We start from the raw sequence: 20,549 nt of genomic DNA on the forward strand, positions 1-20,549 counted from the left end.
CAGAGGGCCGGAGGGGGCAGCTCGGCTTAGGCCGGCGACGCCCCCTCTGTCGCTCCGCGACAGCTCCCCCAGAGGGGGAGCAGAGATCCCTCTCGCCCCTCACCGCCGTCCGCCGTCGTTGCGCTCGCCCTCGACGGGGTACAGCGTCAGGAAGTCCTCGCCGGGCGAAGTCGGGAAGCCGCGGAAGTTCACGCCATTGGCGAACACGCCGACGCAGGTGCTCCAGCGCTTGTCGCAGGTCGCGCCCGGAGCGGTCGTGACGCCGCAGCGCGCGTCGCCCAGCCGCGCGTCGCACAGCCGGGTGAAGGTTCGCCCCGCCACGCGCTCCAGGGCCGCCGCCGGTCCGGCCAGGCTCGCCTTGAACGCCCGCCCCTCGCGGCTGAGCGCGGCGATCGTCGCGGTCCACAGCCGCACCAGACGGCTCGGCGCGCTCCAGTCGACGCGCCAGGCCGCGACCTTGGCGCCGTCATAGAGCCCCGCGTCCAGGTCGGCTTCGGCGATCCCGGCGTCATCGAGCACGCCCAGCGCGGCCGCCTGCCCCGGCGCATAGCCGACGCCGCCCTCGCTGGCGCCGGGGCTCCAGCCGCCGCCGGCCCGGCAGGTCACGCCGTCGACGAGAAGATCGCGGTCATGGTCGGTGAAGCCCAGCGTCACGCCGTCCGCCCGCTCGACGATCCAGGCGTGGCACAGGCGGGAAAGGTCCAGCCCCTCGGGAAGCGTCCGCATCAGTCGCGCACCTCGACCAGGGCGCAGGCGCTGACGCGGCCGGCGGCGAAGCCTTCCAGGGTGATGTCCAGGCGATCGGTGTCGAAGCGCACCGGCGTGTCGAACTCGAACCCCGCCGTCACCGCCGCCCCGGCGGCAGGGGCGGCCGCCAGGGTCACCAGGCCGGTCGTCACGTCGACAGAGACCGCGCCCGCGGCCAGGGCGACGCCGGCCACCGCGATCTGGACCGTCCCCGCCACCGGCTTGGCGATCGGCCGGGACAGCGCCGTCGCGCCGGTCCCGTAGGTCTTGGCCAGCTGGAAGACCATGCGGCTTCCATCGCCCACGCCGATCGCCTGGTCGGTCGCCGCCGGTTGCACCGAGGGCGCGCAGGACTTGAAGTCGGCCGGATCCCGAAACCGGAAGCCCGCCAGCCGGCCCCGCCGCGCCTCGAAGAAGGCCAGCAGCTCGGCCAGCTCATCCAGGGGGCGAGCGGCGGTGGCGATCAGGTAGCGGCGACGGCCGCGCGTCCAGGCGCTGGTCCGCTGCTCGGCGCCCGAGGCCAGGGCCACGATGTCGGTGCGCCACTCGACCCCGCCGGCGCAGCCGAACGCCAGGCGCGCGGGCAGGCGCGCCTCATGGAACTCGCTCATGGCGATCCTCACGAAAAGGTTTTCTGGAAATTGACGCGAAGCGCAGCCGTTAGGGCCGAACGCCATTAAGTCTTGGTCATGACCCGCTTTTCACTTCATCGGCGGGTCGTCGGCTCCTACCTATGGAGTCGAGATTGGAGACTGAAGATGGATTGGAAGACCCTGTTCCTGTCGCCGGAGGGCCGCATCGGCCGCCAGGCGTTCTGGATCGGCTGGCTCGTCCTGCTGGGCGTCAACATCGCCGTGGGCTGGATCCCGGTGATCGGCAACGTCATCGCGCTGGCGACGATCTATTCCAGCGTCTGCATCCACTCCAAGCGGCTGCACGACATGGGCCAGACCGGCTGGTGGCAGGTGCTGCCGTGGGTTCTGGGCCCCGTGCTGATCATGGGCTCGGCCCTGTCGATCGGCGTGATGCCGGCCATCGCGGCCCTGACCAGCGGCGAGCCCGAGATCGCGGCCCTGACCGCCCTGGGCGGTTTCTTCGTCTCGTGCTTCATCGCCTTCGCGATCTGGCTGGCCTTCACCCTGTGGGTCGGCTGCAGCCTGGGCCAGCCGCGCGACAACCGCTACGGCCCGCCCCCGCCGAACACCGCCGCGGTGGCGCTGTAGGGATGCTTCCATCCCCCATCAAAGGGGAGGGACTTTCACAACCGCCGCGCCCCCAGCGTCACCGCCCGGGCCAGGGCCTGGGCGATCTGGGCGTCGGAGCGGACGAGGCCCGCCGCCTCTCCGCCCTGGACGTTGACCGTCACCGACACCCCGCCGCTTCCGGCCGGTTCGATGCTCCCCGCCGAGGCCGGGCGGAACACCTCCGGCCCCCGCTCGCCGACCAGATAGGCCCCGCCCGGCAGCACCGGACCGCCGTCGGCGCGGGCGCCGGAAAAGCGCTTCGACAGCGCCTCGGCGAGGCCCCCGCCCTTCAGCGCCGCCCCGGCCGCGCCCAGCACCGCGCGCGCCAGCTCCGCCAGCGACACCTGGCCGTCCGAGGCCGCGCGGGCCAGCGACTTGACCAGCGACGCGCCGGCGCGGGCGAAGGCCTCGTCGATCGAGCGGGCGGCGCGTTCGGCCGGGGCCTTCAGGGCGTCGAGGGCGGCGGCGGCCTCGGCGGCGCGGGCGGTCACGGCCGAGAGGCCGTCTTGATCCAGGCTCATGGCGTGGGGTCCTCGTCGGGATAGCGGGCGATCAGGGCGGAGAGGTCGGCGCGGGATGGCGCTGGCGCGGCCGGGGCTTCCGTCAGCGCCCGCCACTCCTTCAGCGACAGACGCCAGAAGGCGTCGGGCGGCAGACCAAGGCTCAGCGCCAGCCGCAAAGGCGCGGCCCAGGCGCTCATGCGCAGGCCGCCAGGGCGGCGGCCAGGGCGGAGGCGGCCTCGGGGACCGTGGCGCGGGCGGCGAGCTCCGGCGCCTCGCCGCCGCCGTCCAGCAGGGCGGCCAGCACGGCGGCGAGGTCGATGGCGGAAAGCGTGGCGATGCGGTCGGGGAGCTGCGACCAGTCGGAAAGGCCCAGCGCGGCCTCGATGCGGGCCAGGGCGCCGAGCGTCAGGCACAGGCGCCGCGGCGCGCCGGCCAGGGTCACGACGACCTCGCCGCGCGCGGGGTTGGGAGGCAGCATGGATGGGTTGAACCTCAATAAGCCGTGTCATCCCGGCCGAAGCGCAGCGTAGAGCCGGACCCAGGGGGGCGCGCACGGCGCTTCGTCACCCCCTAGGTCCCGGATAGCCTCTGCGAGGCTTCCGGGATGACACGAGGTTTTGCTTTGGAGTTTGTTCTCGTCAGATCGCCGTAAAGCTCACCGCCCCGGCGCTGGCCAGGCTGATCGCGAAGGTCGCCTCGCCGTCGTGGTCGCCGGCGTATTCCAGCGCCGCGACCAGGAACGGGCCTTCGAGCTGGCCAAAGTCCGGGATCACCAGCCGCCAGGTCCGGGCCGACTGGTCGAAGAAGCTCGTCCGCACCTGGGCGTCGGAGGCGGCGTCGCGGAAGATCCCCGAGCCCGACACGGCCACCGACTTGACCCCCGCGCCCGCCAGGAGCTCGCGCCAGCGGCCGGTGCTGTCGCTGTCGGTGGCGTCGATGGTCTTGGCGTTGAGGCTGAGCGTGCGGGCGCGCAGGCCCGCGACGGTGTGGAAGGTCGGGGCCTGGGCCCCGTCGCTGATCTTCAGCAGCATGTCCTTGCCGGCTTGGGCGGCCATCTTGTCTCTCCGTTAAGGGGCTTCGGTAACCGCCCGCACGCGGACGATCCCGAGCGTGGTCTCGCGGTCGGCGCCGGTGAAGCAGTCGGCGTAGGGGACGCGGAGGTTCACCAGCCGGCGGCTCGACAACGTCGGCCGGGCGTCGTGCAGGGCCGCGCGGACGGCGGCGACCAGGGCCCTGGCCTCCTCCGGCCCGCCGAACCGGCTGGCGCAGGTGAGGGTCAGGAGGTGCTCGATCGCGTCGCCCTCCGAGACCGGACGGCCCTCGGAGCGGGTGACGACGACGCAGGGATAGGTCGGCAGGCGCGGGGCCGTGGCGTACACGCGCTGGCCGGCGAGGACGGTGACGGCGGGCGCGGCCTTCAGCGTCGCGACCAGGGCGTCGATCAGGGGCTTGTCGGTCACAGCCGGGCCTTTCGGTAAGGGGTCAGCCACGGCTCGACGAGGGCCAGCGAGGGTTCTCCCGCATCACGATGCTCGTAGGCGTGGGCGACCAGGGTGAGGACCGCCAGGCGCAGGGGCGCGGGGCTGGCGGCGGTCAGGGCGACGCTCGCGGCGGCCGCGACGCGGGCCTCTGCGGCGTCGATCAGGAGCGTGAGGACCGCGTCCTCCGCCGCGTCAGGGACGCGCAGGAACGCCCGGGCCTCGGCCAGGGTGAGGGATTGGGGCATTGGGGGCTTTCGAAAATGAGGTCACTTGCCCCCTCCGCGCTGACGCGCTCCTCCCCCGGAGGGGGAAGAAGGACGGCGGGCCTTCCGCCCCCTCCCGGGGGCGGACGACCTCGCGGAGCGAGGTCAGGTGGGGGCAAGTGACCGGGCCGGACGACTAGCTCGCCGCGAACTTCAGCAGCTTGATCGCGTCGAAGTTCTGCACGCCGCCGCCGACGCGCTTGGTGGTGTAGAAGAGGACGTGCGGCTTGGCCGAGTAAGGGTCGCGCAGGACCCGCACCCCGGCGCGGTCGACGATCAGGTAGCCCTTCTCGAAGTCGCCGAACGCCACGGCGAGGGCGTTGGCGGCCACGTCCGGCATGGCCTCGATCTCGGTGACCGGGAAGCCGAGCAAGGACGCCGACTGGCCCGGCTGCAGGGCCGCGTTCCAGATGTAGTTGCCCTGCGCGTCCTTGAACTTGCGCACGGCGCTGACCGTGCGGCGGTTCATCACGAAGCGGCCGTTCTGGCGGTACTGGGTCTTGGTCGCGTAGATCAGGTCGATCAGCTTGTCGGTCGGGTTGCTGGCGGTCCAGCCGCCGGCCACGCCGGTGGCCAGATAGCCCGTCTGGCCCCAGGTGTAGCTCGCGTCCGGCGCGGCGGTGTAGGCGAGCAGGCCCTTGGGCTTGTTCACCCCGTCGCCGCTGATGAAGGCCGTCGTCTCCTGGGCGGCGAAGGCGTCCTGCACCTCTTCCGCCAGCCATTCGTCGATGCTGACATAGGCGTCGTCCAGCAGGGCCTGGGTCGCGGCCGGGCTGGCATAGAGCTCGCCGGCCGGGAAGTCGATCACATCCAGGGTCGGGGCCGTGGTCTCCGGACGCGCGGCGGTCTCGGCCACCCAGGCGGCGGCCAGGCCCGTGGGCGAGACCGGCTTGCGGAAGGTCCCGGCGCCGATCGTGCGGACCTGGCAGATCTCGCGCATCGGCGAGGTGGCGGCCAGACGACGCAGGATCAGCCGCTCCAGCTCCGGCGGGGCGACATAGCCGCCGGCGGTGGCCGTGCCTTCGGACAGGCCCTTGGCTTCGAGCAGCGCCGCGGGCGTCTCGCCGGTCTTCACATAGCGGTCGAAGGCGGCCTTGCGCTCGTCGACGCTGGCGACCGGCGCCTCGCCGCCCAGGGCGGGCCGGCGCAGGTCGCTCATCAGCCGGTCCAGGCGGTCCTGGGCGCGGGCGACGGCCTCGTCGATGCGGCCGACCTTCTCTTCCAACAGGACGTCGGCCCGCTTGGTCTCGATGGCGGCCAGGCGCGCGTCGTTGGCGGCCTTGAAGCTCTCGAACGCGGTCAGGACGTCGGCCAGCGCCGCGCGGGCCTCGGGCGAGGCCGCGTGTTTGGTTTCCTTCATGGGGTTCTCCGGAACGAATGGCCCTTCTCCCCATGCGGGAGAAGGAGGGACCCGCCGGCCAAGGGCCGGTGGGAGGATGAGGGGTCTCGCCGGCGCCGCCGAGAAACCCCTCATCCGACCGCTGACGCGGCCACCTTCTCCCGCGGGGGGAGAAGGAAACTCGTGACTCATGCTAGCGTCGCCGCATGCCTGACCGCGCCACGCCGAATCTTCCGTCCAGTGACTTCGACGCGACCGAGGCCTTCTATGCGGCCCTCGGCTTCGAGCGGGCCTCGCGCGATCCGGGCTGGATGGTGCTGGAGCGCGGCCGCCTGACGCTGGAGTTCTTCCCGTTCCCGGGGCTCAAGCCCGCGACCAGCAACTTCGCCTGCTGCCTGCGGCTGGACGATCTCGAAGGCTTCTACGCGGTCTGCCTGGCGGCCGGGATCGAGGAGAAGACCGAAGGCTTCCCCCGCCTGCACCCGCCCGGCGACAAGAAGGTCATGGCCGCCCTGATCGACCCGGACGGCACGCTGCTCAGGCTGATCCGGAACTGAGGGTCAGGCGGGCCTGAGGCAGCATCGGGAAGGTGACGATCGACACCTCCCAGAGCTCGACGCGGGACAGCACGCGCAGGCGGCCTTGCGTCCGGGCCTTCACCTGGCGAAAGCCGATCGACAGGCCGTCCAGGGCGCCAGCCTCGACCAGGGCCGCGACGAGGCGGCCGCGCGGCGTGGACCGCAGGATCCGCCCACGCACGAACAGGCCCTTGGCGTCCTCGAACACTTCATCCCAGACGCCGATCGGCTCGGCCTCGTCGTGCTGGTGCAGCATCTTGACCGGCGTCCCGGCGGCCAGGCTCTCGGCGAAGGCCCCGGCGGCGGTGACGTCGTCATTGAGGTCGCGAGTCCAGAACAGGGACGCGTAGCCTTCGATCTTCAGGTCCTCGTCGGTCATCGCGAACGCTCCAGCTTGGCCTCGATGCGGTTCAGCGACTGGCGGGTGGCGTCGGCCTGGGCCTCCAGCCGCGCCAGGCGCTCGGCCACCGGGGCCTGGGCCTCGAGCCGGCGCTGCATCTCGTCGATCCGCGCCGAGGCCTTGCCGGCCCACAGCAGGGCGGCGGCGGCCTGCAGCGCCACGGCGACCAGCACGGCGGCGGAGACCTGGCGGTCCAGCCGCCAGCGGGTGGGATTGGTCATGGGGTTCTTCCGATACCGGCCCCCTCCGCGCTGACGCGCTCCTCCCCCGGAGGGGGAAGAAGGAGTGGCCTTCTGCCCCCTCCGGGGGCGGACGACCGCGAAGCGGTCAGGTGGGGGCCAGCGGCGTTGGCCGATTAATGCTCCAGCCCCGCCAGCCGCCGGCGCTCGGCGTCGGTCAGGAAGGACGCTGTCTCCAGGCGGCTCCACAGGGCGTCGCGCTCGGCCGACAGGGCCGGGACGGCGTCGAGATCGGGGGCGATCTTCGCGCCCGGGAACTTCACCGCCAGCCAGGCGGTCAGCGCCCGCGCCGCCCGCTCGGCCAGCGGAACCACCGTGCCGCGCCAGAAGGCGGCGTTGGCCTCGCGGTAGTTGGCGTAGGTGTTGTCGCCGGGAATGCCGAGCAGCTGTGGCGGCACGCCAAACGCCAGGGCGATCTCACGGGCGGCGGCGTGCTTGCCCTCGGTGAAGTCCATCTCGGCCGGGGTCAGCGACATGGCCCGCCAGTCGAGGCCGCCCTCCAAGAGCAGCGGCCGGCCGGCGTTGGCCTGGCCCGAATGGGCGTTGGCCAGCTCGGTCTTCAGCCGGTCGAACTGCTCGTCGGTCAGCCGGTCGCCGGCGTCCTTGGACGAATAGACCAGCGCGCCCGAGGGCCGGGCGGAGTTGTCCAGCAACGCCTTGTTCCAGGTGCTGGAGGCGTTGTGGACGTCGATCGCGAAGGCCGCGGCTTCGAGGGGCGAAAAGCCGTAGTGATCGTTGGTCGGATTGAACAGCTTCAGGTGCAGCACCGGCAGCCAGCCGTCGCCGTCGCGGCCGATCCGCACCGTGCGCCCGGCGGCCTGGTAGTCATAGGCCAGCGGCCAGCCGCGCGGGCCGGGGACGACGGTCATCCGGTCGGGGCGCAGGGCGTAGAGCTCGCTCGGCTGGGCCTCGCCCGCCGCTTCGAGGTAGGCGTTGCCGGCGACCTGCAGATTGCCAAAGAACGCCTCCATCAGGTCTGGCCCGCCCTGCTCCGGATTCGGCCGGTCGAGCAGGCGCTTGAGAGGGTGATCGTCGGTCCGGCGACCGTCGACGAAGACGGTGAGCGGCGTCGCGGCGGCGGCCTCGGCGATCATCCGGACGCAGCGATAGGCCACCGGGTTCTTGGCGAACCCCTCGGCCGCCAGCGCGCCATAGTCCCGCGGCGTCCACTGCGGGCGGCCGCCGGTGGTCAGCGCGATCAACCGCGCGGCGCGGGAGTCCTTGCGCTCAGGCGGGCGTGGTTTGGGGAAGAGCATGGGGGAGCTCCGGTGGGTGGAGTTGAGAACAAAAAGGGAACAATGTAGAGTTGCGAACACATCCTTCTTCCCCCCTCGGGGGAGGAGGGCCGCAGGCCCGGAGGGGGCAAGTCAGGGAGTTTGCGATGTCAGCGCCCAAGGCGACGGTGGCCAATGCGCGCCGCCTCAGGAAGGAGATGTCAAAGCCTGAGATGAACCTGTGGCACGCGCTCAGGCGCGGCGGCCTGGACGGCCACAAGTTCCGCCGCCAGCATCCGATCGGGCCCTATGTGCTGGATTTTTACTGCGCGGCGCTGCGGCTTGCCGTGGAGGTGGATAGCTACGCGCACTGTGTGGGCTCAAGACCAAGACGAGACTTGGCTCGGGACCAATGGCTGCTCGCGCAAGGTGTCCGCACGCTGCGGATTCCGGCGCATGAGGTGATGGCGTCGGTGGACGATACGCTGGCGACGATCCGCGAGCACATCACTCACTTGCCCCCTCCGGATGCTTCGCATCCTCCTCCCCCGGAGGGGGAAGAAGGTTCACTTTCCGACCCCGCTGGGGGCGGACGACCTGCGCAGCAGGTCAGGTGGGGGCCTCGTGGCGGTTAAAGCGCCCGCAGCCTCGGCGTCTGCCGTCCGCCCAGCATCAGCTCGCTCACCGCCCAGACCAGGGCGTCCGCGCGGTCGGGGCTGTGTTCCAGGTCGCCGGAGCCGAGCGCCATCAGCTCCTCCTCCAGCGCCACGAACGGTCCGCAGTGCAGCACCCGGCCCTGTTCGTACAAGGCGGCCACCGGCTCGGCGCGGGCGCGCTTGCCGACCGACGCGCGCACCAGCTTCACCCGGCACGGCGGGTCGGCCTGGGCCAGGACCGAGCGGACCATGTCGCCGCCCTGGTTGGCCTCGGCCACGAGGGCGTCGGCGGCCCAGGCGCGCGCGGCGGCCACCGCCCTCGCGGCCCAGCCGGCGGGGGACAGTCCCCGCGCGGTCTCGTCGGCCAGGACGAAGGCGCGGTCGTCGCGGCGGCCAACAACCACGATCCCGCAGGCGTCGCCGCCGGCAGTGGCGGGCGGGTCGACGGCGACGACGACGCGGTCCAGGCGGGCCGGCCGCGCGGCGCGGCACCTGGCCAGATCCTCGGCGCGGAACAGGCCGCCGTCGGTCTCGACGATGACCCCGTCCAGCTCCTGGGCGGCCAGGCGCGTGCCGCCATAGAGGCTCTCCAGCGTCCGCAGGAAGGCGGGCGCCAGGTTGCCGGCGTTGGCGGCCGTGCCTGCGCGGGTGAGCGACACGCCCGGCTCGGCCATCAGCACCTTCAGGGCCTTGTGCGGCTTGGGCGTCGTGGTCACCACCAGACGCGGATCGGTCCCCAGGCGCAGGCCGAAGCGCAGCATGGCCAGGGTGTCGCCCGGCTTGGGCCAGGCGCAGAACTCGTCGGCCCAGGCGGCGTGGAACTGCGGGCCGCGCAGGGACTCCGGGTCCTCGGCCGAGAAGGCGTAGGCGCAGGCGCCGTTGGGCCAGACCAGGCGCCGGCGGGAGGCTTCCCAGCGGGGGCGCTCGTCTGCGAGCGACAGCGCCTTGAGGCCCGAGGGCCCCTCGATCATCACCTCGCGCACGTCGTGGAAGGTGGGGCCGACCAAGGCGAGCCGAGCGCCGGCCGCGGCCTGCTCGTTCAGCCAGGCGGCGCCGGCGTAGGTCTTGCCCGCGCCGCGCCCGCCCAGGAACAACCAGGCGGACCAAGGATTAGGCGGGGGAACCTGATGGTCCGCCCGGAAGCGGATCGTTCGAAGCCTCTCCGCGAGCTGGCCCGCCAGGTCCGGACGGTCCTCGTTGATCCCGCTCAGCCAGGTATTTAAGTTCTCGGGATCCAGCAAACTTCGAAAGTCGTTCGCGCACTTCGGCATGAAGCTCGGCGATACGCTGAGCGTTCCATTGGGCGTCTGCATCCATCGGGGTCTCCGTATTAGCGCGGTCTGCGCAGTCGTCGGCTTCAAGGGTGCGCTGCAGGGCCGAAAGCGCTCGGCCGACCCGGCGGCCATTCCCACGGAACAGCTTCACCGCCCGGCCCGCCTTCGCGGCCTTGGCGGCGATCTCCATTCTCGCCTCGGAAGATTTGTCCTGACTGGCGGTTAGCGTCTCCGCCGCCGCCTGGGCGTAGGTCCTGGAGACCAACTCCTCGATGGCGTTCAGCAGGGCTTCGATGTCTTCGCTTTTCTGGGCCATGACACAAAGGTACGGCGCCAGCGGACGCGGATGATCCAGACGGCTATAAAAGTGACAAGCCTCTGATTTCCCGCCACTTCATCTCGCCAACTCCGAGCATGGAGCGCGCTGAACGCCCGTTCTTGACCTCGCGGCCGGCTCGACAGCGGCGCTGGCGGCGGCCACCCTGGCGAAAAAGGGAGAGAGCATGACAGACCTGACCGGAAGGACCGTCCTGGTCACCGGCGCCTCGTCCGGCATCGGGGCGCATCTGGCCCGCCGCGCGGCCGCCGCCGGCGCCCGGGTGGCCCTGGCCGCGCGCCGCGCCGACCGCCTGGAGGCGCTGGTCGCCGAGATCGGCCCCAACGCGGCGGCGTTTTCGATGGACGTCGAGGACGAGGGCTCGATCATCGCCGGCTATGACGCGATCGAAGCCCGCCTGGGCGCGCCGGACACGGTGATCGCCAACGCCGGGATCAATGTTCAAGGCTCGGCCCTCGACATCGCGGCCGCCGACTTCGACAAGGTGCTGGGCGTCAACACCCGGGGCGTCTTCCTGACCGCCCGCGAGGGGGCGCGGCGGATGATCCGCGCGGGCTCGGAAGCGAGCGGCCGGGGCCGCGTGCTGCTGGTCGCCTCGATCGGCGCGCACAAGGTGCTGCCGGGCGTCACCGCCTACTGCGCGTCCAAGGCCGCCACCGCCATGATGGGCAAGAGCCTGGCCCGCGAATGGGCCCGCAAGGGGATCAACGTCAACGTCCTGTGCCCCGGCTACATCCGCACCGAGCTGAACAGCGACTGGTTCGACACCGAGGGCGGCCAGCGGCTGGTCGGAAGCTTCCCCCGCAAGCGGCTGATGGACGAGGACGACCTGACGGGGACGGCGCTCTACCTGTGCTCGGACGCCGCGCGGGCGGTGACGGGGAGCGTGTTCACGGTGGACGACGGGCAGTCGCTGTAAGCGGGCTACTCGCCCCCTCCGCGCTTCGCGCTCCTCCCCCGGAGGGGGAAGAAGGAATACCTTCCGCCCCCTCCGGGGGCGGACGACCGCGAAGCGGTCAGGTGGGGGCCAGCGGCGCCCGCCGATAGACCCACGCCCCCGGCAGGCCCAGCCGCTCGCAGGCCTCGTAGGGCGGCGCGCCGGGGATGGGGACGCGGTCGGCCAGCCGCGCGGCGGCGCGGATGACCGGGCGCTCCAACGGTCTCGGCAGCCACTCGGGCCCCAGACCCAGCACCGCGCGGACATCTTCCGGAACCAACCCCACCGCCGCGCGGATCAGCGGATGCTGCAGCCGGCTGAGCGGGCCGGCGATCCGCACGCCGCGCATCAGGTCCAGGAACTCCAGCACGATCTCCGACCGCTCCAGCCGGGGCAGCATGGCCGCCAGCTGGGCCCGCCACTCGGCTTCGCTCGCCGGCGCACCCAGGGCGCCGTAGAGCCGCGCGGCCGGAGCGGCCTCGGCGTAGAAGTGGTCGCGGTCGGTTTGCGACAACGGCTCGACCAGGGCGTGGTAGGCCGACAGAAACCCGAAGCTGGCCGTGGCCTGCACCCAGTCCAGCAGGGCGACATCGTCGGCGCGATAGGCCTCGCCGCCCGGCGTCGTCCCCGCCACGCGGGCGTGCTGGCGGCCGACGCCGGCGATCATCGCCTCGGCGACCGAGCGCGCGCCGTAGACCGTGACCATGGCCGCCAGGCCCGTGCGCTTCAGGCGTCCCAGCGGATCGGCCCGGAAGGTCGAGTGCTCCCAGACGCCGGTGCGCACGCGCGGCTCGGCCAGCTCCAGGAGCACCGCCGTGATCCCGCCGACAAATAGGGAGACCGGGTTCTTGAACACCCGCCACGAGACCGAGTCCGCCGCCGCCAGGGCCGGCTCGCCGGGCGGCTGGCGAAAATCGACGCGCGGACCGCCCTTAATCTCGAACAGGGTCTTGGCGGCGTCGGCGAAACGGGGTTTCAAGAGGCGCCTCCGGGAACGGCTTTCGACACCCTAACGCTGAAAGCCGGACCGCGCGCATGGACTTGTCATGTTAGCGCTCCCATCTATAGCCATCGCAACGACAACACTGCAGGACGACCAACGTGCATCTGACCGGCCAGCTTCTGATCGGCGGCGAAAGCCGCAAGGGAACCAACGGCGAGATCAAGGGCGTCAATCCGGCGACCGGCGAGACCCTGGAACCGGCCTTCGGCGGCGCGACCAAGGCCGATGTCGATGCGGCGGCGGCCCTGGCCCACGAGGCCTTCGCCAGCTATCGCGCCCTGCCCTACGAGACCCGCGCGACCTTCCTGGAGTCGATCGCCGAGCACATCGAGGCGATCGGCGATGATCTGATCGTCCGCACCATGGCCGAGACCGGCCTGCCGCGTCCCCGCCTGGAAGGCGAGCGCGGCCGCACCGTGGGCCAGCTGCGCCTGTTCGCCAGCGTGCTGCGCGACGGCGGCTTCCTGGAAGCCCGCATCGACCCGGCCCTGCCGGAGCGCAAGCCGCTGCCGCGTCCGGACCTGCGCCTGCGCAACGTGCCGCTGGGTCCCGTGGCCGTGTTCGGCGCGTCGAACTTCCCGCTGGCCTTCTCGGTGGCCGGCGGCGACACCGCCTCGGCCCTGGCGGCCGGCTGCCCGGTGATCGTCAAGGCTCACCCGGCCCATCCCGGCGCCTCGGAGCTGGTCGGCCGCGCGATCCAGGCCGCCGTCGCCGCCTGCGGCCTGCACCCGGGCGTGTTCTCGATGATCCACGACAGCGGCTATGAGGTCAGCCAGGCGCTGGTCGCCGATCCGCGCGTCAAGGCCGCCGGCTTCACCGGCTCGCGTCGCGGCGGCCTCGCCCTGCTGGCCATCGCCCAGGGCCGCCCCGAGCCGATCCCGTTCTACGCCGAGATGAGCAGCATCAATCCGGTGATCATGCTGCCCGCCGCCCTGAAGGCGCGCGGCGCGGCGATCGCCCCGGACTTCGTGGCCGCCCTGACCCTGGGCGCGGGCCAGTTCTGCACCAATCCCGGCCTGATCCTGGCGATCGACGGCCCCGAGCTGGACGCCTTCGTCGAAGCCGCCGGCAAGGCGGTCGAAGCCGCCCCGGCCTCGGTCATGCTGACCCCCGGCATCTGCAAGGCGTTCGCGCACGGCGTCGCCGCCCTGACCGAAGCCAAGGAAGTGACGACGGTGGCGCGCGGCGTCCCGGGTTCCGACGGCAGCCACACCGGCCGCGCGGCACTGTTCAGCGTCGCGGCCAAGGACTTCCTGGCCAATCCGCACCTGCACGAGGAAGTGTTCGGCGCGGCCTCGGTCGTGGTCCGCGCCGCCGACCAGGCCGAGCTGGAAAAGGTCGTGGCCGCCGTCGAGGGCCAGCTGACCATCGCCATCCACATGGACGAGGCCGACCACGGCATCGCCGCGGCCCTGCTGCCGACCCTGGAGCTGAAGGCTGGCCGCATCCTCGTGAACGGCTTCGGCACCGGCGTGGAGGTGGCCCCGGCCATGGTCCACGGCGGCCCGTTCCCGGCCACCAGCGACGGCCGCACGACCTCGGTCGGCACGCTCGCCATCGCCCGCTTCCTGCGCCCGGTCAGCTACCAGAACCTCCCCGAGGCCCTGCTGCCGGCCGAGCTGAAGACCGAGAACCCGCTGGGCATCGCGCGGCGCGTGGATGGCAAGGTGAAAGTCGGCTGAGGCGACGGCCTCCTTCCGCCCCCTCTGGGGGCGGACCACCGCGCGTCGCGCGGTCAGGTGGGGGCAAGTAGGGAGATTTCGCTCCTGACTTGCCCCCTCCGCGCCTTCGGCGCTCCTCCCCCAGAGGGGGAAGAAGGTGCCCGCCTCTAATGCCCGCCCACCGCCGGCGGCTTTGCGATCTTGGCCACGTCCGCTTCGGTCACTGGCTTGGCGTAGCTGTTCCCGAAGTGCGTCCGGACATAGGTGATCGCCTCGGCCATCTGGGCGTTGCTCAGCGTGCCCGCGAAGCCGGGCATGGCGCCCTTGCCGCCGGTGACGATCATGATCGGATAGGCCGCCCCAGCCAGCCGTGGGTTTGAGGCCAGGGCGGGAATCGTCCCCGCCCCGCTTCCCCCCTTCGCATCGGCCATATGGCAGGCCTGGCAGACCTGGACATAGACCTGCTCGCCGGTCACCGGCTTGGGCGCGCGGACGATGCCGCCGCCGGTGTCGCCGCCGCCGGACGCGGGCGTCTGGGCCATGGCCGGGAAGGCGACGAGAAGGGCCGCCGTCAGAACGATCTTCCGCATGGTCTCAAGCCTCCAGCGCGCGCTTGTGCAGACGGGTGATGGCGTCGATGGACGAGAGCAGCGCCCCCTCCATCCAGCAGCCGACATAGCTGGCGTGCTCGCCGGCCAGCACGATCCGGCGGTCCATGCCGACCAGGGTCTGGTAGTGCTGCTTGCGGGTGTCCTCGTTCCAGCGGGCGCAGCAGCCCAGGCTCCAGGGGACGCGGCTCCAGGCCACCGAGGCGCCCGACAGGAACTCCTTGCGGTAGCTTTCCGGGTGGATCACCGAGCCCTGCGCCAGGGCGACCTCGATCCGCTGCTCGGGCGTCATGCCGGCCAGGCGATAGGCCCCCATCTCGCGGGCGAAGGCGCCCAGCAGCACGGCCGGGCCGTCCTTGAACATGTTGTTGTTCGGATAGGAGATCAGGGCGATCTCCTGGTCGGTGAAGCTGTGGCCGCCGTAGATGTAGTCGTCCTCTTCCCAGAAGCGGCGCTTCATCTCGAGGCCGATCTTCACCTGGCCGGAATAGGGCACCGCCTTGATCGCGGCCATCATCGCGTCGGTGACAGCCAAGTCCATCTGGCCCAGCACGCCCAGCGGGATCGTGCAGACGCACCAGTCGGCTTTGGCGTCGGTCGCCTTGCCGGTGACGGTGTCGGTCCAGCTGACGGTGACCCCCTTGTCGTCCTGGGCGATCTTGCCGACCTTGGCGTTGTAGGTGATCAGGCCCTCCACCTGCTTGGCGAAGCCCTTGCCGATCATGTCCATGCCGCCGACCGGCTGGAACATGGTGGTCTGCATCTCGTGGTTCATGAAGAAGCCGATCGAGGTCCAGACCTGCGGATCGAGGACGTCGTGCAGGCTGTAGAGGTCCTTGGACGGGATCGGCGCGCCGCCCACCCCGCCGCCGGGCGGCCGCTCGTAGCCGCGATGGCCCGAGGCCTTCAGGCTCGGCGCGTATTTGTAGTCGTTGTCGAGCAGTCCCCAGCCCTTCATCGCCTCCAGCAGGCGGTCGCGGTCCTCGGGGGTGACGGTGTCGTCCAGGGCCTTGGCGTTGACCGACTTGGCCAGCAGCTCGGCGATGTGGCCCTCGAAGTCGGCGGCGGCGGCGTTGAAGCGCACCGGCTTGCCGCCGAAGGCCTGGGACGAATGGATCCAGCCCGAGTGGTTGAACTGGATGAACGGCTCCAGGGCCACGCCGAACTGCTTGCAGTAGTGGAGCAGGGTGCGGTGGTGGTGCGGGATCCGCCAGGGGCCGGGGTTCAGGTAGTTGCCCGGCGAGAAGGCGACCTTCTGGGTCGCGCCGCCTAGCTCGGTGTAACTATCTCCTCCACGAAGGGACCAGTTGCGGCCGCCGGGACGGTTCTGGAACTCCAGCACCTGGACCTTATAGCCGGCCTTGCGCAGCTCGTAGGCGGCCAGCATGCCCGCCAGGCCCGCGCCCAGCAAGATGACGCTGGCGCCCGGCCGCGCGCCCGAAAGGTTGGGCGGGCCGTGGAACTGGGTCTCGGCCGCGTGGCCCAGCGTGGTCATCGCCTGATAGAGCGCCGCCGTCCCGCCGACCTTGGCGATGGCGGACAGAAGCTGGCGCCGCGTCGGCGCCCTGACACCCGAATCCATGGAAGCCCTTCCCCTCGCCCGCCGCGAAATCCGGCGCGCGGAGAACAGGGCTATCAGCCGTGGCGCCAGGGGCGAGCGCCCGCGGCGGCGCGGCCGGGCGATGCGTCCGAGACCGCGATTTTATCGGCATAAGGACGGCCTGGCTGCGCGCGAACTGGGCAGCGCGCCCGCCGGGTCTTCAGCCCACCACCCGCAGCGACGGCCGCTCGTCGGCGACGCGCTCCAGGGGGATCACGAAGTGGAAGCTGGCGCCGTGGCCCGGCGCGGTCTGGACGTCGATCGTCCCCCCCATCAGCTCGACCAGCTCCCGGCAGATCGACAGGCCCAGGCCCGCGCCGTCGTGCTGGCGGGTGGCGGAGGAATCGACCTGCGAGAAGCTCTTGAACAGGCTCGCCAGGTGCTCGGGCGCCAGGCCCGGCCCGGTGTCCTCGACCTCGAAGCGCAGGCCCTTGGCCGAGGGGCGCACCCGCACGGTCACGCGGCCCACCTCGGTGAACTTGATGGCGTTGGCCACCAGGTTGCTGAGCACCTGGCGCAGGCGCATCGGGTCGCCCCGCCAGCGCCCCCGCGCCTCGACCGCGATGTCGGTCGACAGGCCCAGGCGCTTGGCCGCCGCCGCGCCGGAGAAGGCCGCGCAGGCGGTCTCGACCAGGTCGGCCAGGTCGAACGGCTCGCTGCGCAGGCGCACCGCCTGGCTTTCCAGGCGGGCGATCTCCAGGATGTCGTTCAGGAAGGCCAGCAGCGAGCGCCCGGACTCCTCGAGGATCTGCAGGCGGCGCGCCTGGGGCTCGCTCAGGGTGTCGGCCGCCATGACCTGGGCCATGCCTAGGACGCCGTTCAGCGGCGTGCGGATCTCGTGGCTCATATTGGCCAGGAACAGGGTCTTGGCGGCGTTGGCGGCCTCGGCCTCCTCCTTGGCGGCGACCAGCTCGCAACGACCCTTCTTCAGCTGGATCAGGGCGTCCGCGACGCGGCGGAACAGCAGGACGGCGGCCAGGGTGAGCGACAGGAAGCCGGCCGCCAGCCACGGCGCCAGCGACTTCAGCAGCGACAGGCCGGGGTCGGCGGAGTCCCAGGTCAGAACCCCGATCCGGCGGTCTTCGATGTCTTGCAGCGGCGCATAGGGTTTCAAGCCCACCGGGCCGGCGCGCAGCTCGAGCCGATCCAGGCCGTAGGTCTCGGAAAAGTCGCGGATGAAGGCCGCGTCCAGGCGCCGCGCGGTGACGACCACGGCCGGCGGGCCCCGATAGGTCTCGGCGGCGGCGCGGCTCTCGGGCGTCACCGAGGCCAGGGCGACCAGGTAGGTGGCGCCGTCGACCTGCATCAGGCCGGTGCGCGAGACCTCGGCCGCCGCGCCCAGCCTGCCGGCGTCGAGGGCCCGCCGCGCGTCGTCGGCGATGTCCTCGGCCAGCGGCGCGGCGCGCCCAGGAAAGCTCCCCAGCCGCGCGGGCGCCGCCCTAAGTCCGTCGCGCGCGGCGTAGACCACCCGCCCCGACCGCATCACGAAGGTGAGGTCGTGATCGAACTGGGTCTTGTAATAGGCCGCGAAGTCGATGTCGGCCCAGGCCGCGTCGACCCTGGAGCCCATGGCCCTGTAGGCCGCATCCCACTCGGTGGCGGAGGTCAGCTCGCGCCGCGTCCGGTCGAGATCGCGGGCCAGCGAGCGGTGGGTCAGGCTGATCTCGTCCTGGGCCTCGATCCGGTCCAGCGCCCGTGCGGTCAGCGCCACCAGCGCCACCCCGCCCAGGATGGCGATCACGACCAGCACCGCCGCCGCGGCGACCAGACCATGGATCAGTCGCATCGGCCGGGTGACGGCTGGGTCGGGAGGGGGAGACGGTCGCGCCATGAGACGTGCTAGCGCGACCGTGGCTAGCGAAACGTAAAGCGCGGCTCTTGGCCGCAGGCGGGCAAAATCTTCCCCGAGAAAGGGAAGATTCCGCCTCAATCAACCGAAAGCATGCCCAGCAGCTTCAGGCGGAAGACCATGACGCTGCCGCCGGGGATCGGCCCGTTGTCCTGGTCGCCATAGCCCAGCTCCGGCGGCACGTAGAGCACCCACTCGTCGCCGACCTTCATCTTCGGCACGACCTCCATCCAGGCCTGCACCAGGCCGTCCAGCGGCATGATCGCCGCCTTTCCGCGCTCGAAGCTGCTGTCGAACACCGTGCCGTCCAGCAGCTTGCCCTCGTAGTGGACCTTGATGATGTCGCCGACCTTGGGCGAGGGACCGTCCTTGGGGCCGCTGGTCACGACCTTGTACTGCAGGCCCGACGGCAGGCGCACGACGCCCGGGGCGGTGGCGTTCTTCTCCATGAACGCCTTGCCGGCGACGGCGGCGGGCGGCGGCGCGGCGTTCATCTGCGGCGGCGGGGAAACCTGCGGCGAGGTCTGGGCGTGGGCGGCGCCGGCGGCGAGCGCGGCGGCGAGGGCCAGGGGAGCAAGAAGGCGCATAGTGAGACTCACGGACGGTGTCGGAAGCGGCACCCTAGCGGGGTTCACCGCAAGATCGCGGCGAAATTTGGGGGCCTTCTCCCCTTGCGGGAGAAGGTGGCCGCCGCAGGCGGACGGATGAGGGGTCGCACAGCGGCGCCACCGCGCGGCGGACCTGCCTTTCAACCCCTCATCCGGCGCTTCGCGCCACCTTCTCCCGCAAGGGGAGAAGGGATTCAGTTCCCCGCCCCGTGGGCATACACCCCCAGCATCGTCCCGACGAAGCCGCCGGCGACCTTGGTGCTCAGGCTCGTCCCGTCCGCCCCGGCCTTCAGCACCTCCCACTTGCCGGGCGCGGCGCCGTAGGCGAAGTCCAGAGCTCCCGCCTTGACGTCGATCTTCAGGTTCAGGGGCTGGCCGGCCTTGAGGGAAAGCGGCTTTTCAGCCACCACCACGCCGTCGACCGGATCGTCCTTGCCGGTCCGCTTCTCGACCCGCACCAGCGTCTTGCCGCCGTCGCGGACCAAGCCCACGAACCAGTAGAAGTCGTCGCTCTGCAGGGCCACCAGGCCCGCCTTGTCGCCGTCGGCCTTGGGCGTGAAGCGCACGGTCGTCGAGACCGTGGCGTTCATGTGCTGCTGGCGGCGCGCCCAGATCGAGGGCTGCTCGTGGCCGCCGATCTTGTCCTTGCGCGCCTCGATGTTCAGCGTTCCGCCCTTCACCGACCACCAGCGGCTGGTCGGGATGCGCATGGTCATCCAGCTCTTGGGCAGCTCGGGGCCCGCGAAGGTCTCGGCCGCCTTGAAGGCACCCGAGGTCGGCGGGGCCGGCGTGGCGGGCAGCTTGGGTGCGTCGGCGACGTAGGGGATGGTCTTGCCGTTCTCCAGGATCACCGGCCAGCCGTCCTTCCACTCGACCGGCAAGAGGAAGGTCTCGCGGCCGGTGTTGTAGAGATCATCGCCATAGGGGCGCACGGCCAGGAAGGTGGCCCACCACTTGCCGTCGGGCGTGTCGACGATGTCGGCGTGGCCGGCCGAGGTGATCGGCAGCGGCCGGTCCTTGGGCAGTCCGCGCTGGGTCAGGATGGGGTTGTGCTCATAGGGAACGTAGGGCCCGGTGACGGCCTTGGACCGCAGCACCACCTGGCTGTGCCCTTCGGCCGTGCCGCCCTCGGCGGCGACCAGATAGTACCAGCCGTCCTTCTTCAGGATGTGCGGTCCTTCCGGCCAGATCGGCTTGGCGGCCGGGTTGACGCCCTTGTCCAGCAGCACCGAGCGCGGGCCGATCGTCACTTTAGTCTTGGGGTCGTATTCCTGGATCCAGATGGCGCGGTGGCCGCGATACTCGGCCGGGCCGGGCGGCTCGTCGTTGTTGACGATCCAGCCCCGGCCGTCATCGTCGAAGAACAGCGAGGCGTCGATGCCGCCGACCGTCGGCAGCCACACCGGATCGGACCACGGCCCCTTCGGGTCCTTGGCGGTGATCAGGAAGTTGCCCTGGCAGTCGACGCAGGTGTTGAGGATGTAGAACAGGCCGTCGTGATAGGTGATGGCCGGGGCGAACACCGCCCGCGACAGCCCCAGCCGCTTGAAGTCCAGCATGCCCGGCCGGTCGATGGCGTTGCCGATCTGGGTCCAGTGGACGAGGTCGGTCGAGTGGTGGATCGGCAGGCCCGGGAACCAGGCGAAGGTCGAGTTGACCAGGTAATAGTCCTTGCCCACCCGCGTGATGCTGGGGTCGGGATAGAAGCCCTGGACGACCGGGTTGCGGTACTGGCCGGGGCCGGCCTTGATCGCGTCGGAGGGGTCGTTGCCCTGATAGACGAAGTTGCTGAACGCGGCGGTGTTGGGCGCGGCGTTGGCGGCCATCGGCGCCAGCGCGGGGGCGGCCAGCAGGGCCAGGGCTAGGGTCAGTCGGATCATCCGCCTATTCCTTCAACAGCATAAAAAGGCGTGTCATCCCGGAAGCCTCGCAGAGGCTATCCGGGACCCAGGGGGTGCGTGAACGCGGTGCGAGCCGCCCCTGGGTCCCGGCTCTCCGCGCTTCGCGC

At 71.4% G+C, this 20,549-nt stretch carries 23 protein-coding genes and 4 pseudogenes; 5 read left to right on the top strand and 22 right to left on the bottom strand.

Translation table 11 applies throughout. From position 1 onward, the window contains the following. Positions 1 to 99 precede the first annotated feature (99 nt). Both DI526_RS14950 and DI526_RS14955 read right to left on the bottom strand, forming a co-directional pair. Positions 100 to 726 (bottom strand): DUF2163 domain-containing protein, encoded by a 627-nt coding sequence (locus DI526_RS14950; RefSeq protein ID WP_304279518.1) that lies wholly within the window; start codon positions 724 to 726, stop codon positions 100 to 102. Beyond that, entirely contained in the window at positions 726 to 1,358 is a 633-nt protein-coding gene (locus tag DI526_RS14955; RefSeq protein WP_304279520.1) for a DUF2460 domain-containing protein, read from the bottom strand. Before DI526_RS14955 ends, DI526_RS14950 begins: the two co-directional genes overlap by 1 nt. A 147-nt stretch (positions 1,359 to 1,505) precedes the next feature. On the opposite strand from DI526_RS14955, the gene DI526_RS14960 reads away from it, so the two are divergent. After that, on the top strand, positions 1,506 to 1,970 hold the full coding sequence (locus tag DI526_RS14960; RefSeq protein ID WP_304279523.1) for a DUF805 domain-containing protein: 465 nt from the start codon (positions 1,506 to 1,508) through the stop codon (positions 1,968 to 1,970). A gap of 35 nt (positions 1,971 to 2,005) precedes the next feature. Here the strand turns inward: DI526_RS14960 and DI526_RS14965 are convergent, their stop codons facing one another. The 7 genes from DI526_RS14965 to DI526_RS14995 all read right to left on the bottom strand — a co-directional run bounded on the left by DI526_RS14965 (position 2,006) and on the right by DI526_RS14995 (position 5,598). Further along, a complete protein-coding gene (locus tag DI526_RS14965; RefSeq protein ID WP_304279526.1) occupies positions 2,006 to 2,512 on the bottom strand; it encodes a phage tail tape measure protein in 507 nt (168 codons plus the stop codon). Further along, positions 2,509 to 2,691 carry a phage tail assembly chaperone gene (locus DI526_RS14970; RefSeq protein ID WP_304279528.1) on the bottom strand — a complete coding sequence of 61 codons (183 nt, stop codon included), beginning with the start codon at positions 2,689 to 2,691 and terminating at the stop codon, positions 2,509 to 2,511. Before DI526_RS14970 ends, DI526_RS14965 begins: the two co-directional genes overlap by 4 nt. Further along, positions 2,688 to 2,972: a GTA-gp10 family protein gene (locus DI526_RS14975; protein WP_304279530.1), complete on the bottom strand. Its 285-nt coding sequence runs from the start codon at positions 2,970 to 2,972 to the stop codon at positions 2,688 to 2,690. The genes DI526_RS14970 and DI526_RS14975 overlap by 4 nt, the downstream gene beginning before the upstream one ends. A 160-nt stretch (positions 2,973 to 3,132) precedes the next feature. Next, positions 3,133 to 3,549 carry a phage major tail protein, TP901-1 family gene (locus DI526_RS14980; protein WP_304279532.1) on the bottom strand — a complete coding sequence of 139 codons (417 nt, stop codon included), beginning with the start codon at positions 3,547 to 3,549 and terminating at the stop codon, positions 3,133 to 3,135. A gap of 12 nt (positions 3,550 to 3,561) precedes the next feature. After that, positions 3,562 to 3,954 (bottom strand): DUF3168 domain-containing protein, encoded by a 393-nt coding sequence (locus tag DI526_RS14985; protein WP_304279533.1) that lies wholly within the window; start codon positions 3,952 to 3,954, stop codon positions 3,562 to 3,564. Continuing rightward, complete coding sequence (locus DI526_RS14990; RefSeq protein ID WP_304279535.1) at positions 3,951 to 4,220, bottom strand: head-tail connector protein; 270 nt, start codon at positions 4,218 to 4,220, stop codon at positions 3,951 to 3,953. Before DI526_RS14990 ends, DI526_RS14985 begins: the two co-directional genes overlap by 4 nt. 154 nt (positions 4,221 to 4,374) lie before the next feature. Continuing rightward, positions 4,375 to 5,598, bottom strand: coding sequence for a phage major capsid protein (locus DI526_RS14995; RefSeq protein WP_304279537.1), 1,224 nt, complete (start codon positions 5,596 to 5,598; stop codon positions 4,375 to 4,377). Between the two features lie 185 nt (positions 5,599 to 5,783). On the opposite strand from DI526_RS14995, the gene DI526_RS15000 reads away from it, so the two are divergent. Further along, positions 5,784 to 6,134 carry a bleomycin resistance protein gene (locus DI526_RS15000; RefSeq protein ID WP_304279542.1) on the top strand — a complete coding sequence of 117 codons (351 nt, stop codon included), beginning with the start codon at positions 5,784 to 5,786 and terminating at the stop codon, positions 6,132 to 6,134. Here the strand turns inward: DI526_RS15000 and DI526_RS15005 are convergent. From DI526_RS15005 to DI526_RS15015, 3 genes and pseudogenes are all read right to left on the bottom strand, one after another. After that, entirely contained in the window at positions 6,115 to 6,534 is a 420-nt protein-coding gene (locus DI526_RS15005) for an HK97 family phage prohead protease (protein WP_304279545.1), read from the bottom strand. The genes DI526_RS15000 and DI526_RS15005 overlap by 20 nt on opposite strands. Then, a complete protein-coding gene (locus DI526_RS15010) occupies positions 6,531 to 6,776 on the bottom strand; it encodes a hypothetical protein (RefSeq protein ID WP_304279548.1) in 246 nt (81 codons plus the stop codon). Before DI526_RS15010 ends, DI526_RS15005 begins: the two co-directional genes overlap by 4 nt. 134 nt (positions 6,777 to 6,910) lie before the next feature. Next, positions 6,911 to 8,204: pseudogene (locus DI526_RS15015) on the bottom strand (phage portal protein). Positions 8,205 to 8,241: 37 nt separating this feature from the next. On the opposite strand from DI526_RS15015, the pseudogene DI526_RS15020 reads away from it, so the two are divergent. Next, positions 8,242 to 8,457 (top strand): annotated as a pseudogene (locus tag DI526_RS15020) (endonuclease domain-containing protein); the annotation flags it as partial. Between the two features lie 58 nt (positions 8,458 to 8,515). On the opposite strand, the pseudogene DI526_RS15025 reads toward DI526_RS15020, so the two are convergent. The 3 genes and pseudogenes from DI526_RS15025 to DI526_RS15035 all read right to left on the bottom strand — a co-directional run. Beyond that, positions 8,516 to 8,629, bottom strand: a pseudogene (locus tag DI526_RS15025) (hypothetical protein); the annotation flags it as partial. Between the two features lie 10 nt (positions 8,630 to 8,639). Beyond that, positions 8,640 to 9,758, bottom strand: coding sequence for a DNA-packaging protein (locus DI526_RS15030; protein WP_304279551.1), 1,119 nt, complete (start codon positions 9,756 to 9,758; stop codon positions 8,640 to 8,642). A gap of 16 nt (positions 9,759 to 9,774) precedes the next feature. Beyond that, positions 9,775 to 10,254, bottom strand: a complete 480-nt coding sequence (locus DI526_RS15035) for a hypothetical protein (protein WP_304279554.1) — start codon at positions 10,252 to 10,254, stop codon at positions 9,775 to 9,777. Between the two features lie 187 nt (positions 10,255 to 10,441). Between DI526_RS15035 and DI526_RS15040 the strand changes: the two genes are divergently transcribed. After that, a complete protein-coding gene (locus DI526_RS15040; RefSeq protein ID WP_304279557.1) occupies positions 10,442 to 11,194 on the top strand; it encodes an SDR family NAD(P)-dependent oxidoreductase in 753 nt (250 codons plus the stop codon). 12 nt (positions 11,195 to 11,206) lie between these two features. On the opposite strand, the pseudogene DI526_RS15045 reads toward DI526_RS15040, so the two are convergent. Continuing rightward, a pseudogene (locus DI526_RS15045) lies at positions 11,207 to 11,278 on the bottom strand (hypothetical protein); the annotation flags it as partial. A gap of 13 nt (positions 11,279 to 11,291) precedes the next feature. Further along, positions 11,292 to 12,191, bottom strand: coding sequence for an oxygenase MpaB family protein (locus DI526_RS15050; protein WP_304279560.1), 900 nt, complete (start codon positions 12,189 to 12,191; stop codon positions 11,292 to 11,294). Between the two features lie 122 nt (positions 12,192 to 12,313). On the opposite strand from DI526_RS15050, the gene DI526_RS15055 reads away from it, so the two are divergent. Then, positions 12,314 to 13,897 carry an aldehyde dehydrogenase (NADP(+)) gene (locus DI526_RS15055; RefSeq protein ID WP_304279563.1) on the top strand — a complete coding sequence of 528 codons (1,584 nt, stop codon included), beginning with the start codon at positions 12,314 to 12,316 and terminating at the stop codon, positions 13,895 to 13,897. 146 nt (positions 13,898 to 14,043) lie between these two features. On the opposite strand, the gene DI526_RS15060 is transcribed toward DI526_RS15055, so the two are convergent. The 5 genes from DI526_RS15060 to DI526_RS15080 all read right to left on the bottom strand — a co-directional run bounded on the left by DI526_RS15060 (position 14,044) and on the right by DI526_RS15080 (position 20,421). Further along, complete coding sequence (locus DI526_RS15060; RefSeq protein ID WP_304279566.1) at positions 14,044 to 14,466, bottom strand: cytochrome c; 423 nt, start codon at positions 14,464 to 14,466, stop codon at positions 14,044 to 14,046. Between the two features lie 4 nt (positions 14,467 to 14,470). Next, positions 14,471 to 16,066, bottom strand: coding sequence for a flavin monoamine oxidase family protein (locus tag DI526_RS15065; RefSeq protein WP_304279568.1), 1,596 nt, complete (start codon positions 16,064 to 16,066; stop codon positions 14,471 to 14,473). Between the two features lie 178 nt (positions 16,067 to 16,244). Continuing rightward, positions 16,245 to 17,870, bottom strand: a complete 1,626-nt coding sequence (locus DI526_RS15070) for an ATP-binding protein (protein WP_304279571.1) — start codon at positions 17,868 to 17,870, stop codon at positions 16,245 to 16,247. 140 nt (positions 17,871 to 18,010) lie between these two features. After that, complete coding sequence (locus tag DI526_RS15075) at positions 18,011 to 18,520, bottom strand: FKBP-type peptidyl-prolyl cis-trans isomerase (RefSeq protein ID WP_304279573.1); 510 nt, start codon at positions 18,518 to 18,520, stop codon at positions 18,011 to 18,013. 215 nt (positions 18,521 to 18,735) lie between these two features. After that, entirely contained in the window at positions 18,736 to 20,421 is a 1,686-nt protein-coding gene (locus tag DI526_RS15080) for a glycoside hydrolase family 43 protein (RefSeq protein ID WP_304279576.1), read from the bottom strand. Between the last annotated feature and the right edge of the window lie 128 nt (positions 20,422 to 20,549).

The organism is Caulobacter segnis, from assembly GCF_003243465.1.
GTDB classification, from domain to species: Bacteria; Pseudomonadota; Alphaproteobacteria; order Caulobacterales; family Caulobacteraceae; genus Caulobacter; species Caulobacter segnis_A.